11 protein-coding genes are annotated in these 14,898 nt (G+C 56.7%); 10 read left to right on the top strand and 1 reads right to left on the bottom strand.

Translation table 11 applies throughout. From position 1 onward, the window contains the following. Positions 1-295 precede the first annotated feature (295 nt). The 5 genes from ACZ5AL_RS12820 to ACZ5AL_RS12800 all read left to right on the top strand — a co-directional run bounded on the left by ACZ5AL_RS12820 (position 296) and on the right by ACZ5AL_RS12800 (position 4,919). Entirely contained in the window at positions 296-784 is a 489-nt protein-coding gene (locus ACZ5AL_RS12820; RefSeq protein WP_464510868.1) for an N-acetyltransferase family protein, read from the top strand. Between the two features lie 165 nt (positions 785-949). Then, a complete protein-coding gene (locus tag ACZ5AL_RS12815; protein WP_464510867.1) occupies positions 950-1,702 on the top strand; it encodes a YebC/PmpR family DNA-binding transcriptional regulator in 753 nt (250 codons plus the stop codon). Between the two features lie 51 nt (positions 1,703-1,753). Further along, a complete protein-coding gene (gene ruvC / locus ACZ5AL_RS12810) occupies positions 1,754-2,296 on the top strand; it encodes a crossover junction endodeoxyribonuclease RuvC (protein WP_464510865.1) in 543 nt (180 codons plus the stop codon). Positions 2,297-2,744: 448 nt separating this feature from the next. Then, a complete protein-coding gene (locus ACZ5AL_RS12805; protein ID WP_464510864.1) occupies positions 2,745-3,659 on the top strand; it encodes an NmrA family NAD(P)-binding protein in 915 nt (304 codons plus the stop codon). A gap of 969 nt (positions 3,660-4,628) precedes the next feature. After that, the gene (locus ACZ5AL_RS12800; RefSeq protein WP_464510863.1) at positions 4,629-4,919 is read left to right on the top strand and encodes a GIY-YIG nuclease family protein; all 291 of its coding nucleotides are present in this window, start codon (positions 4,629-4,631) and stop codon (positions 4,917-4,919) included. A gap of 307 nt (positions 4,920-5,226) precedes the next feature. Here the strand turns inward: ACZ5AL_RS12800 and ACZ5AL_RS12795 are convergent, their stop codons facing one another. Further along, the gene (locus ACZ5AL_RS12795) at positions 5,227-6,432 is read right to left on the bottom strand and encodes an ISAs1 family transposase (protein ID WP_464510861.1); all 1,206 of its coding nucleotides are present in this window, start codon (positions 6,430-6,432) and stop codon (positions 5,227-5,229) included. Between the two features lie 349 nt (positions 6,433-6,781). Between ACZ5AL_RS12795 and ACZ5AL_RS12790 the strand changes: the two genes are divergently transcribed. The 5 genes from ACZ5AL_RS12790 (at position 6,782) to ACZ5AL_RS12770 (ending at position 14,862) form a co-directional block, all read left to right on the top strand. Then, a complete protein-coding gene (locus ACZ5AL_RS12790; protein ID WP_464510860.1) occupies positions 6,782-7,462 on the top strand; it encodes an OmpA/MotB family protein in 681 nt (226 codons plus the stop codon). Positions 7,463-7,518: 56 nt separating this feature from the next. Further along, positions 7,519-8,889 (top strand): hypothetical protein, encoded by a 1,371-nt coding sequence (locus tag ACZ5AL_RS12785; protein ID WP_464510859.1) that lies wholly within the window; start codon positions 7,519-7,521, stop codon positions 8,887-8,889. A 59-nt stretch (positions 8,890-8,948) separates the two neighbouring features. After that, positions 8,949-9,368 (top strand): hypothetical protein, encoded by a 420-nt coding sequence (locus ACZ5AL_RS12780; RefSeq protein ID WP_464510857.1) that lies wholly within the window; start codon positions 8,949-8,951, stop codon positions 9,366-9,368. A 59-nt stretch (positions 9,369-9,427) separates the two neighbouring features. After that, positions 9,428-11,134, top strand: a complete 1,707-nt coding sequence (locus ACZ5AL_RS12775; RefSeq protein WP_464510856.1) for a hypothetical protein — start codon at positions 9,428-9,430, stop codon at positions 11,132-11,134. Between the two features lie 80 nt (positions 11,135-11,214). Beyond that, positions 11,215-14,862: a hypothetical protein gene (locus ACZ5AL_RS12770; protein ID WP_464510855.1), complete on the top strand. Its 3,648-nt coding sequence runs from the start codon at positions 11,215-11,217 to the stop codon at positions 14,860-14,862. Positions 14,863-14,898: the final 36 nt, after the last annotated feature.

Below are 14,898 nucleotides of genomic sequence, written 5' to 3'. Positions count from 1 at the left end.
TATTTCGCCTCAACTGTATGCTGGGTCCGATTGGGGACTTTTCGTTGGTGGGGACGGGCTGGTTATTGGCGTGGGGCTGTACATTTATTATCTCGTGCGCGTGATTCAGACGAAAGAGCACACTATAACAAGCAAGATAGCGTGGGTTTTGATGCTTAGCATCGCTGCTCCCATAGCGATTCCCATAGCATGGTGGAAAATGGATCGGAGGCCGTAGGCGTAATCTTTTGGCTTCCGATCAGCAGCGTTCGCGCTGGCCCTAAGTCAGAACGGCAAACGGGATTTAAAAGAGACCATGCTCAACATCCGTACCGTAACACCACGCGACTATAATGCAGTGTGGACGATCTTTGATGAGGTGGTAGTTGCTGGCATCACCTATGCGTACCCCTCCGACATCCAGCGCGATGAGGCGCTGCATCGGTGGGTGGAAACGCCAGAAGCGTGCTACGTTGCCGAAAAAAGCGGACGAGTGTTGGGGACGTACTACATCAAGCCAAACCAGCCGGGCCGGGGAGCACACGTTTGCAATGCGGGCTATATGGTGGCATCGGACGCACGTGGACAAGGGATTGGCCACGCTCTGTGCACCCACTCGCTAAACGAGGCCCGTCGGATGGGCTATCACGCGATGCAGTACAATCTTGTCGTTGAAACCAATCGCGGTGCGATCAGGCTATGGAAAAAGATGGGATTCGATATCATCGGTACGCTCCCTAATGCGTTTAACCATGCCGAAAAGGGGCTTGTTGATGCCCACGTAATGTACAAACTCTTGGCGTAGAAACGGCCCCATTCGTAAGGCACGGTGTGAAACGGAGTAGCACAAACGTGATGAAAAGGCTGATTCATGCACAACCTGGGCTGCCCCGTTAGAACGAACCCCCTTCGCACTCCCCTCGTACGAATTCTACTGCACCAGCACTCTGCAAACAGACCCCATACGGCAATGGCTGGACACAATAAATGGTCGAAGATCAAACGGCAGAAGGCGAAAGAAGACAAGAAGAAGTCAAAGATCTGGGCGCGGCTCTCGCGCGAGATTTCGGTGGCGGCCCGCGAGGGCGGGGGCGACCCCGAGATGAACGCTACGCTTGCCAATGCTATTGAGCGCGCCGAGGCCGAGAACATGGCCAAAGACACGATTGAGCGGGCCATCAAGCGCGGGACGGGCGAGCTCGAAGGCCAGGACTACGAGCCGGCCAGTTACGAGGGCTATGCGCCGCACGGCGTGGCTGTGTTCATTGAGGCGATGACGGATAACACCAATCGCACCGTGGCCGATTTGCGGCATCTCTTTAGCACGCACCAGGGCAATCTGGGCAAAGATGGATCCGTGGGCTATCTCTTCGAGCAGAAAGGAGAGATCCGCGTCCCGGCTGATGCTGCTGATGAGCTGGCGCTTTTTGAGATCGTGGTGGAGGCGGGCGCCGAAGACCTGCGCACTGAAGACGATATGTACGTGGTAACGACTCCGGTCGAGACGTTCACAAACGTCGAAGACGCCCTCGAATCAGCTGACATTCCTGTCGACGACGCCGACCTGGTGCGCATCCCCGCGACCACCGTCTCGCTCGATGCCTCCGAGGCCGAACAGGTGCGCACGCTGGTCGAAAAAGTCGAAGACCACGACGACGTGGACGCCGTGTATACGACACTCGCCGACGACGGAGAAGCCCTCTCGCTACGCTCCGGCGAATAACCTTTGCTTACAGCACCACACGATGCTTTCCTATTCAGCATATACACCCGCATGATCATTCTTGGCATTGACCCTGGATCCAACGCTACGGGCTACGGGGTGGTAGAGGCCGATGGATCGACTGAGCGTGCACACGCAAAGGGGGTTGTCCGACTGAGCGGCGATACAGCTCACATCGACCGGCTCAAGCAGATCTACGACGAAGTGGCGGCCCTCATTGATGCGCATGCCCCCGAGGTGCTGGCCATCGAAATGCCCGTGTACGGAAAGAACCCGCAGTCGATGCTCAAGCTAGGGCGCGCCCAGGCCGCTGCAATGATGGCAGGGCTCAATAACGACCTGGATGTAGTGCAGTACACGCCCAAAGAGGTGAAGAAGTCGGTGACAGGCAACGGTAACGCCTCAAAACAGCAGGTGCGCTACATGATCCATGCGATTCTGGAGATAGACGGCGCCGCCACCGACATCGCGCTCGATGCCTCCGACGCGCTTGCCATTGCGCTCTGCCACACGAATCGCCGCTCGCACGGGGCCACCGAACAGTACAGCGGTTGGGGCAGCTTTGTAGATGCCAACCCCGATCGTGTGAAGTAGCAGCATTCGTATAACGGAGTAGGCAGCGTCTGAAAACGCCCCGCAGGCTGCACGCGGTCGGAGAAGCACGCCCCTGCAGACAAGATCCAGGGGTAGTGGATAGACGCTAAATGATAAAGCGATTGAATGCAGCAGCTCTTTCTTCTTCGAACCCCCTCTCCCTACGGGTTTCTCCCCCTTGGCCAAGGGGGAGATGTCGGCAGACAGAGGGGGTTTGAGCAGATTGCGATGATGTAAACCACAGGCAATCATTTAACATTGAACCGCTACCGATCCAGGATCCACATCTCCTCTGGGGTACTCTGGTAAAAGAGCATATCACCACCCGCACAGTATGGCACATAGCGCCACTGGCGCATATACATCGCAGTTAGGGGGCGCATGACGAGGCAAAAAAACATCGGTATAAAAAAGTGTTTAGCTTTTCGTCTATGCCCACCGAATCCCTATGACTACCGTGCAGTCTCCTATCCTCGTGACCACGCCGACGGGCAACATCGGACGGCGTGTTACCCAGCGGCTGCTTGATGCCGGAGAGCCTACGCGGCTCTTCGTGCGCGACCGCACCCGGCTCTCCATCATCGCCGCTACGCATGCCGAAGTCGTAGAAGGAGATCTGCAGCATGTCGACGACCTGCGTACGGCGCTCAATGGCGTGCGCGCCGTCTTCTTCTTGGCACCGCCCAACCTGTCTGCTGAAAACTTCGGGGCGTGGTACACACAGCTTGGAAACACATTTGTCGACGCTCTGCCCGCTGATTCATCACCGCGCATCGTTTTCCTGTCGAGCGCGGGGGCCCAGCACGACGATCTCGGACCAATCTCTGCGCTGGGCGCTGTCGAGAACATGCTGTACGAAAAGGCCAAGCATGTCGTGGCGCTGCGCCCCGGCTACTTCATGGAGAACTTCCTGGTCAACCTGGCGACGATCGCATCCGAGCAGACGATGTACAACGCACTTCCCCCCGACCTGCCCAACCCGATGGTAGCCACCCGCGACATCGCCGACGTGGCGGTTCGGTGGCTGCGGTCGGGCGACTGGGCCGGACACGACTGCGTCGGCGTGCACGGACCATCCGACTGCACCATGCGCGAAGCCGCCGCTGTATTCAGCGACGCGCTGGAGCGCCCGGTGCACTACCAGCAGGTATCGCCCGAAGCTGTCGCCGAAACCCTCGTATCGATGGGCGCGAGTCCGGGCACAGCAGCCGACTACGCAGCCATGACGGGCGGACTGGCGCACTACGGAACGGCGTACAAGGCCGAACCCCGTACCAAATCAACCACCACGCCTACCACGCTCAAGACGTTTGCGCGCGAGGTGCTGCGTCCGGCTTTTGAAGCGCAAGGCATGCGCGCATAGCCAAAGAGTAATGTACGCCGTCATGTCGGGTAACGCTGCTGCGTTCAGCATGACATGGGTGGAAAGCCTGTGTCCTCAAGTCAGCATGTCCCTACACTCCACGTCATCCTGACGCCGGAAGGCGGAAGGACCTCAACGCCAGCACGACAGGCCCGGCACGCCCCGTACAGGCGGAGCACCTTCTTGCACGCCTGGCGGCAGGGCACCCCGACCGTACGGCGTCGAGATGCTTCACTGCGTTCAGCATGACTGGAAACGGAAGTTGGCGCTTTATGAGTCAGGCACCGGCCTCCCACCATGCGTCATCCTGACGCCGCAAGGCGGAAGAATCTCAACGCCAGCAGGACAGGCCCGGCACGTCCCGTACAGGCGGATCGCCCTCTTGCACGCCCGGTGACAGAGCATCCCGACCGTACGGCGTCGAGATGCTCCACTCCGTTCAGCATGACCTGCATGGAAAGCCTGTGCCCTCAAGTCAGCACCTCCCTACACTCCACGTCATCCTGACGCCGGAAGGCGGAAGGATCTCAATGCCAGCATGACACGCTCGGCACGCCCCGTGCAGGCGGATCGCCCTCTTGCACGCCTGGCGGCACCGCTTCCCAACCGTACGGTGCTGAGATGCTTCACTACGTTCAGCATGACTGGAAACGGAAGTTGGCGCTTTATGAGTCAGGCACCGGCCTCCCACCATGTGTCATCCTGACGCCGCAAGGCGGAAGGATCTCAACGCCAGCACCACACGCTCGGCACGCCCCGTACAGACGGATCGCCCTCTTGCACGCCCGGTGACAGAGCATCCCGACCGTACGGCGTCGAGATGCTTCACTCCGTTCAGCATGACCCATATGAGAGGCTTATGCTCTTCCAATTGCCCGGTTGACCAACTTGCGTAAATCCATACGTCGCGGTATTTTGCTACCACTCCATGAAAGACAAAACCATCCACACATCAGCACTCATTTCTGCATGCGAGGCTACTACGTTTACATTCTGGCGAGCCGGTCGCGCGTGCTCTATACCGGCATGACAAACAACCTTGAGCACCGCCTTCGCCAGCATCGAGGCAAGCAGATCCCAGGATTTACTCGGCGGTACAACGTGACCCGTCTGGTGCATTACGAGACCTACGACCGTCCAGCAGACGCTATCGCACGCGAAAAAGAGATCAAAGGATGGCGGCGCGCAAGGAAAGTCGCGCTGATCGAAGCGCAAAATCCAACTTGGGCTGATTGGGGCGACGAGTTGTTAGGAATGTAATCCTATCAAGTCGGCACCCGCCCACATCCCGCGTCATCCTGACGCTGCAAGGCGGAAGGATCTCAACGCCAGCACGACACGCCCAGCACGCCCCGTACAGGCGGAGCACCTTCTTGCACGCCTGGCGGCAGGGCACCCCGACCGTACGGCGTCGAGATGCTTCACTGCGTTCAGCATGACTGGAAACGGAAGTTGGCGCTTTATGAGTCAGGCACCGGCCTCCCACCATGCGTCATCCTGACGCCGCAAGGCGGAAGAATCTCAACGCCAGCAGGACAGGCCCGGCACGTCCCCAGGGCAATCGCATTTAATTTCCACCGGTGAGGACCTTCAATAAGTAATCGGGATTCCAGGCGGCTTCTTTGCGCTTGATTGCGATTCCTTGGCTTCGGCTCGTCTCTTGCTTCAACAGGCTAAGCGCGAGCCGACGGACCACGCCCAAATTCTGCGCTGCGTGCCCGGTTCGCACTCGGCTCTCATCTTCCCCAAACGCTACATCCAACGACCAATGCAGCTTGTTCTCCACATGCCAATGGTGACGTACGGCTTTCAAAAGTTGATCGGGGTCCGCTTCTAAGCTGGAGATGAACAGCCGTTCTTTTGTCTCAATGGACCCATCAGGGTGGTGGCGCTCCGACTGAATTCGGCAGATCGTTGACAGTCCGGGCCAGCCTTCCGTATTCGATTCTCCCGTATTCGATTCTCCCGTATTCGATTCTCTATTCAATTCTGTATTATTGACATCTGTATTATTGACAGCAAGGGCCCAGCAGCGACGTACTTCGACGCGATCATGCCCGCCGTCAACCGACTTATGCGGCTCGGGAAGACGCCCAATGGCCTCTAACTGGTCAAAAAGGGCCTTTGCCTCCCGATATAGATGCTTCTGGTTAGCTTTCAGCGTGATCACGTAGTCGGCTCCTGCGCGTAGAATCTCCTCAGCAACCTCCGCATAACATCCCGCTGCATCAATTGTCACGATCGCTCCTTCCAGTTCCAGCAGGTGGAGCAGCGGTGGAAGCGTCTTGGTTTCGTTGGTGGTCGCAGGCACCGCTTCCTGTCCTAAAACCACTTCTTGCTCACACGACCAGGCATTGACCATCTGGAGCGCGGCCTTGCTTGACTCGCGGTCATAGCTGCTGCGAAGCGTCTTTCCATCGATGGCAATGACCTCCTCGATTCCCTCTGTCAAATCGGCCATCCATCGCCGAAACCCCGCTTCAAATTCGGTCGGGTTGATCCGGCTCCATACCCGGCCCAGCGTGTCATGCGAGGGGATGCCGCCCTCCAATTCCAAAAACTGCTCCAGCCACGCTCGACGCGCTCGGCCAAACCGCTCGATGGCGGTGAACGTGTCCGCTCCTGCGATGACCGCACAGATCGTCAACCCGATGATATCGAGCAACGTATGCTGTTTGCACCGGTCGATGCGCGGGTCCGTGACCTCGGCAAAGTGAGCAGTAAGGTCCAACACAGTCGGGTCAGAGGCTGCAGAATCTTCGTCAGACACCATTGATTCAGGTCTACTTGTCCATAACACCACTTATCTTGTGTAATGAAGCTAAGCCATCAAAGATTTTAATGCGATTGCCCTGGGCACGTCCCGTACAGGCGGATCGCCCTCTTGCACGCCCCGTACAGACGGAGCGTCCTCTTGCACGCCTGTCAGCAGAGCATATCCATTTACGTATTGTAGATATTACCCCATCGAAAGCGAAAGGACGAAACGTTTTGTTTGCGATTGGCGAAGTTTGTTTGTAGATATTATAATGTTACAAAGTGCAACAGCCTTTCGTACCATCAGTGTCCTCCTCAACATCCGCCGGGCGCGCGGACGCTCCCCCGTTTAGTTCCATTTCTTTATGGCTCGCCGTCGATCCCAATCTGTCAATGTGTGGCCCGTCTTCACCGACGCCATGCTGGCGTTTGCGCTCGTCATGGTACTCATGGTCACTTATCAGGTGGCCCGGTTCATTGAACTGGATGATGAGGAAGAGGAACCGTGGATTGAGATGCGTGAGGAAGAACAAGCACAGATTGATGAGCGAATAGAAGAACTCCGGCGTCAAGGATACGATATTGAAATCACCCGCGACGGTATTATCCAGAATCTTCAGTTCGGGTCGGATGTGACGTTCGAGAGTGGGAATGACGCGTTGAGTGATCTTGGGGCAGACCTCATGCAGCAAATTGCTCAAGAGATTACCGGCCAGACAGGAGGCGAGCGCCTTGAAACGCTCACCGAAGTCCAGGTGCAGGGGCACACAGATAATGTGCCAATCAGTGGAGCCTTTCGATCCAATTGGGAGCTGAGCACTGCACGGGCTACGCGTGTGATTGAATCGCTCATTGATGGTGGACTCGATCCAACCGAGTTAGACATGTCTGCGTCTGGATACGGCGAGTTTCGTCCGCGCAACTGCCCGTCTGGAGATATTGAAGCATGTAACGAAACAGCCGCTGAGCGCGCCGAGAACCGCCGTCTCGAAATGCGTCTCGTCTTTACCGATACGCCACCCCCCGGCTGGGTGCCTGAATACTAACACTCGTACATACCGCCTTGTATATTTCCGATATTCCCTTCTGCTGTTAATCGCCTATGGTTCTTTCTAAGCATACCCTCATTCGGTTATGGATGCCCTGGACCGGCGTGTTCGCTCTGTTGATTGTGATGAGCGGATGCGGACCCATCCTTCCTGATGAAGAGGCGCCGCTGCTCGTCGAAGAAATCAACCGGCACATTGAGTCAGTGGGCGACATAACGCCCCACCCTGAACAGGAGGCCGGCGATCTACAGGTCTACGTAGACCGTTCGGCGAGTATGCGTCCGTACACGCTTGGAGGGGAGTCGGTCTACTTCGATTTGCTGAGTACACTCGACGAACAACTCGCTGGCCAGGTCGACTTTTACGGATTCGGATATCCCTCCCAAGAACAAGGGCAAGTGGTTGAACCAGTGGATCCGTTCTTTCTCGAAGATCCCGATGCGTATCTGTGGGTCAACAACGACTACGGACCGCTCTTTGCCGACCTCGATTCGGATAAGCCTCATCTGGTTATCAGCGATGGCGTGCAATCAGCTCCTGAAGAAGGCGCTCGATTTGGAGGCATTGTGAGTTCTATTGGAGACTGGCTTGAAACCGGAGGGGTTTTCACGCTGCTCGCCTACCGGGGGCCGTATGACGGCACGTACTACCACGAGGTGCCCGAGATAGGAGCCATTGCGTACAACTGCGACGACCGCCCTTTTTACGGATTTGGGTTTTTCCCATCGGTTGCGGCCAAGCAAGAATATCTTAGCATTCTTGAGGCAAACGGCATAGAAACGGTTCACCAGATAACGATTGGCACGTCGAGCACTTCGGTTGAGCCGCGCGAGCGGGCGCATCCGGTCGATGGACAGCGGCGCGGTGAGCGGCTCTTTCGTTCGCTGGTCGACCACCATGGTACGCACCCCGATGTAGGTCACGTTTTCTCAGGCCGGGTGGCCGACCAAGATGCCACACCAGGAGCCCCTCTACAGTTCGACGTGTCCGTCGATAGCACAGCGCTTCCATGGCGTGCTTTGTCAGAGGCCAACCGGGAGCGGGTCATGGACGCGCTGCAGCCTACCTTCCAGCATTGGCGCATCGACACCCTCTCGGTGGCCAATAGCAATGTCGTCCTTACGAAAACCGACGAACCCCGCATCTTCAACACCGACGCCACGGTCCACGACACCTGGCAGGCCCATGTCGATGCGTCAATGTCTTACGTTCCGCAGCAACGACGCGAGCGCATCGCCTCGGTGGTACAACTGGGACTTGGCGCATCGGGAGCCAACCGACTCATTCCCGATGACCTGTCTGTCCGTCGCGACGACGATACCGATGCCTGCAGTCAGACACTTAACATCCAGCAAACCATGGGGGCAGTGATCCGCGAACACTACGTGCTGGGCGAGGCGCTGCTGGTTACAGAGTGGCGATGACACGGTACACACTTACGCATACGCATTGCTTTCCTGCATTCAAGTCCAAACAAAAACACATGGTACTCACCGTTATCTTCCTGGGCACAGCCCTCATTTTCTTGAGCATCATCACCTTCCTGGCTCGGGGCGACATCAAGTCGATGGGGCGGCAAGGCCCCGCACGCATTGCTGAGCACCTGAAGGGCCGTAACCGTACGGTGCTCGGGGTTGTGGCCGCTATCCTGATAGGCGTCGCGCTTTTAGAGGTGCTCATTCCGGTTGTGCACGAGGGACTGGAAGATCTGCAGTTTGTCGTAGGGGATTTGCTGAATGCCTCACCCGCAGCAGTTACTACGCTCGGGTCAGGCGGGGGGATTTCATGGGGGCTCTATCTTGTGCTTCTGGGGGCTGCCGTATTGGGCGTGCTGGCGGGTAGCCTCTGGGCCTGCAAGTCGTACGGATCTACGCAGGGCATTGAAGCCGGCCAACTTGTGTAATTCCAGAGTGCCGCGCTAAGTAACCATCTTCTCTTTTCTCTTAAAATCTTTTGCACTATATGTCTGACCACGTGTTTATCATCACCGGAGGCGGCACCGGGGCCAAAGTCGCCGAGTCGTTCATTCACCTGTGTGCAACAGGGCGTGGCCCCAAAAACGTACACATCCTTATGGTGGATACCGATGCCTCCAATGGCAATGTAATGCGCACCCAGAAAACAGCGGATGCCTACAACGAAATGCAGCGCTACGATTGGGATGTGCAAACAACGGCCTCCAGTAGTAGCTGGAATCCGTTAGCCAGTAGCGAGGATGTTGAAGCGGGGTTGTTTGGCACCGACATCACACTGTATCGCCTCACTGAGCCGCTCGACACGGTTATCAGCGGAGGGTTAAACACGGCCTCAAGCACCGACAATGAGACGCGCCAGGTACTCGAACTGCTCTACGATGAAAGTGAGCGCGAGGCGACTTGCGAAGATGGCTTCCGGGCGCGTCCCAACCTGGGATGTTTACACCTCTCCGAGCATCTGAACAACGTGCTCGTGCGCAACGAAAACGCACAGAACTTCTTAAGCGCGCTGGCCAATGCAGCTACTGGAACGTCAACGAACATACCGGTGATGGTAACCGCCTCTGTGTTCGGTGGAACCGGGGCCTCCCTGATTCCAGTGGTCCGTGAATGCGTAGAGCGGGCGCTCGACCGCACGCAGGGCACAATGGTCAACAAGGACCGACTGCAATGGAACGCCATTAAGATTTTGCCCCACTACCAGCCGCGTGAGCGCAAAGAGAGCGTTGATCCCGACCGCTTCCTGCTTGACACGGCCAGCGCCCTTCAGTTCTACAGTAAGGTGTATCGCACCAGCGACGCGATGTACGATGGCGTGTACGTCATTGGCTCTGACAATCCGGGGCGCAACCAGGTGGAAGCGCATCTCGGCAGCGCTGCACAGTCGAATCCGGCTTATTTCGAAGAGTTCATGGCCGGACTTGCGATGCTCGATGCGATCGGGCAACCTGGAGGCGACAGCCAAACACAAGTGCGTGTCTTTGTGCCCGACGGCAACCAGATGCACATACAATGGGAAAACTTGCCATACAGCAACACGGGGGCACTGCGCGAGCAGTTTGCCTACCTGCTTCACCTGGCGGCCTTCCATCTGCGTCAGGGCGGGCAAGAGGACTTCTCGAAAGGGCTTGACCGCATGATCACCAGCATGTCACCGGGTCATCTAAAGCAGTTGGGATGGTACAGCAGCGTCATTGATCAATGGGCGAACAACCACTTTCCACAGTACCAGCAGGCTGGAAAGCGGGATCGTCCGGCCCTCATTCAAGATGGGGCTGGAGCCGGTGAATGGACCTTTGGGGCCAGACAGACCGAGGTTGCAGAGTATTTTGCGCGTCTGTTGCTCTGGGCCGAATCCACATTGAAAGGAAGCGAGGTGAGCTTGCTTTCTCACACCAAATCCGACTACTCGGCGATTCATCAGGCGATGGCGAATGTGAGAGCCGATGACGTGGAGGTAGACCAAGAAGAAACAGACACGGCCATGGTACGCGCCCTTCGTGCCGCGTTGGCCGCCATGGCCCGCTTGCACCACAACGACGTGCGCTTAAAGGTGAAAGTAGACGCTTTTCATCTGATCGACTCCGACGGTTGTATCCCGCTGGGCATTACGACGCCTGAGGTGCACCAGTCGCTACGCCTAAATAAGCGAAACGGCATCCCCGACGAGTACACGCGCACGCAGGTCGCCTAATCAAAAAATTATACGCGCCAGTCACGTCGACGGGCGCGTACCGCATCATATACTGTAAGATAATCCAACCCTACTGAATTATGTCCCAGTCCCCTTTTCTTCCCGACGCTTCCTCAGATTACAATGTCGCGAATCCCAATCCCGATGGGTTCACCTATGAGTCGGCTGACCTCCTCCAGCGCATCGGCGACAACATGGAGGTGCGTCGTGCCGCTACCGAGGGTCGCATTCCATCGCCAGTATCGCGCGCGTACATGTTCTATGCGAATCTCTTTCAGCACTCGATTGGTGAGTCGTCCAATGGGACGGCCGGAGGCGACGAGGCCGCGATAGCAGCATCCGATGGGCGGGAGGCGCTGCAGCAGGATGCCCGCCGCACAATGCGCGGTCTGCTTGCGGCCTTTGCCTTGCGTAACGTGATGAATCTGGATATCCGCTCCAAGAGCAAAGAGCTGCTCGAAGACGGTGCAAGCGATGTCAGTTCGGTACTGGTACCCACCTTGTCAGCCACACCCGGCGGCAAAGAGCTATGGAATCCGGTGCAGTTCTATACGGTGGTAAGTGAAGAAGGAGAGGAAGAGGTGCTGGCGGGACGCTCGCCGCTTACGGGAATCTATCCATCGGCTACTGCTCCAAAGACGCTTACGGGACTCTATTGGTACGATTCCGAGAAAGGCACCTGGTATGACCCGACCAGCCGCACCTTCGATGAGAAAAATCAGATGCGCGTCTCCGACCATTCGCGAAATAAAGTGTGTGGGCTTATAAAGGTGTGGCTCGGCCATGTGCTTCGCAACGTCAACACAAAAGCCTTGCAGCAAAAAGAGATCGCGATGGAAGATCGCGATGCGAGCGACTTTATCAACGAGTTGAAGCAGTGGAGCGAAGAGCTAAGCAATGTCGAAGCGCCCGATGGGGTCGATGTTATAACCGATCCGCTTACCGATCAGGTAGGCCGTATCCCGTTGCCCTTCTTGAGCTTTGCTGTAGAAGCCGAGCCCGATTACATTTGGGGCGATCTGCCGCTACATGAGGGGCGTCTGGTTGTTACCGAGGAGCAGTTGTTGTCGAATAGCACCCGACTGTACGGACGAGCCTTTGGGGGCAATGATTTTGCTGATGCCGTAGAGCACCTTAGCCGGCAAGGAGAGAACCTGGGGCAGGCACTGAACCTGGGTGAAGGCGCGATTCCCATGCCGTATCTCTTTGTGGATCGGCTGTTCATGCCCTACCTCACGCTCGTCACCAGCTATGATACGCAAAAGGAGGACTACGGTGGGTTCTCTGAAGAATGGCGGGGGATGGAGGTAGATTTTGAAGGGACTACCGAGTATTACCTCATTCCGATGGACCCGGACATCCTGGAGATTATGGATTCGAGGGCTCTGCAGGAGAACCTAAGTGCGCATCTCTCCAGCGACGGCCAAAACTACGTTGTGACCCTCAAGTTCGGGGAGGTCAAAATCACGAAACTCTATAGCACCGTGGGTAAAGGCCGCTACCGATTGGATGAGCAGATAGGCCGCGACGAGTTTGACCTGCGTCTCTTTCCCAACTACGACCTGGATGCGGTGCGGCACCTGATTTCTGACAATGATGCGGATACGTCTCACGCCGATGACACCTACTATGCGCGTGTGCGACTATCGCCAACGTGGGAGTTTGGCCGCGTCGATCCGTTTGCTGCCCAGGCTGGTCGTGTGGTGAAGAGCATTCATGACGATGTGGTGGTGATGGGGGATGAAACCAGCCGGAGGGGGGCGGTGCCAAGCCCTGGAAAAGCCGCATTTTACACTATATCCGATAAACCCGATGGCTTTTTCGTGCCCGAGCGCGGCTTTTGCCTGCTGGACCTGCAAGATCCTCGTGGAGCCGGTCAGAACCCGAGCGAGTGGAGCGTGAGTGTCGACTTTGGTACCTCGAACACATGCATTGCCCACAAACGAGCCGAAGATAGACCCCCAGAGCCGCTCTCACTGCCGGTGCTTACCACCACGCTGTTGAAAAAACCCAACTACAAGGCGACGTTTGGTGATGTCTGTGAGGGAGGAAGCGCCGCACTTGACTTCCCATACAAGTTTGGTGTTCAGGACGAGAGCTTGATGTCACAGCTCTATTTTCCAACGCAGTTGCTTACCCAGCAACAGAAAGTGGAGGAAGATGACAACTTTGCAATTGAAAACGGGCTCATCTACTTCGACAATGTAGGACTGGCTGACCCGACACTGTTGAGTCTGATCAAAGGATTCCCACAGATTCAGAATGTAGCTCAACGGTTTTCGCTGAAGCAAGATATCAAGTGGACCCGTACCGATTGGCTTCGGGTGTTCATGCATCACCTGCGCAAGCAAGTTGTGCTTACCGCTGCCGCCCAAAATGCATCGATTACTGAGCTTTACTTTTCGTATCCGAAGTCGTTTAACTACGACCGCCGTCAGCGATTTGAGGCGGATATGGATATGGTGTGGGGCGACACCGTAACTTCCAACATCCACCTGGCCAGTGAGAGCGAAGCAGCCCGCGACGACGTGGTCGACGATCATAATCAGCACGTAATCTTCGACGTGGGAGGCGGCACGACCGATATCATCGCTTTCGATCGTCAAGAGCCGGTCTTCCAAACCTCTTTCAAGCTGGCTGCCGGCCAAATCAACGACTTTATTCAGGAAGCACCGACCTTCCGTGCGCAGTTCGTGGAAGCGATTGAGCAACGGGCCAAACGGAAAGTCCTTGGCATGACATCGGGTGGGGAAAGCGAGTACGCGGATATTGACCCATCGCTCATTGAGGGATTTAAAAGTCCCTCGTCAAATCCACGTGATGGGGACATGACGTTGCAAATGTGGCTTGGGCTGTTACAGCAGATTACTGATGTGGATAGCTCGAACGATGCCCAATTGCTTATCCGCATCTTGAACTACCTGCGTACCGAAGCCAGCGAGGGGGATGCCATTCAGGGCTTCTTTCTGAGTAACCTGCTGCTTATGGGTGGGCTTGCGTACTTTGCCGGGCAGCTTATGAAAATGGCTTCTGAAGGCAAGCTGGAGGGTGAAGCCTTCCCACTGTCGAAGGTGACAATCACACTCACGGGTAACGGGAGCCGCCTGTATAACATGCTCACGGACACCAAATATGAGTTCTCCAGCATCATGGAGGAGCTTTTCCGGGTGGGTGCTATGGTCGAAGATGACGACCTGCCCATCAAGTTTGACGGGCTGCACCGCTATAACAACGTGATTGCCCCGAAGGTATCCGTGGCTCTCGGACTGCTCAAAAGTAGCGACAAGGGCGAACTGCGTGATGTACCCGTCGCCAACATTACGGGCGAAGAAGGGTACCCGAGCGTTGGCAACACTGAAACGACGTTCAGCAGCTCGCTGGTCGAATACTACCAGGCCATCCACAAGAACGAGGTGCGTATGGATCCGCCGGTGGAGGTGCCCGAAAATCTGGAGCGGTTCCTGGATGCGCTGGAGAAGGCCCTTCCGTACGGCATGCACCGCGAGTTTAAGGTGATTCCGGCGGCGCACAAGGAGTGGGCCGACAAGCTCAAGAGCAGTGTGTACCGGCAAGCGGTGCCCAGCATCAAAGACCGCGGCTACGAAAATGCAAAGCTGGCCGATGGCATTGAGAGCATTTCGAAGAAAGACCGCCCTGCGCTGGAGCCGCTCTTCGTGGCCCAAATTGCGGGCCTGATTGACGCGGTACGCGACCAGTACGCCCAGTAAATACAACTCCGTCTGGTTGGCCCTCTCCCATTCGAC

It is taken from the genome of Natronotalea proteinilytica, assembly GCF_055379935.1.
Note: the sequence above shows the minus strand (reverse complement) of the source record. Positions and strands in the feature narration are given on the sequence as shown.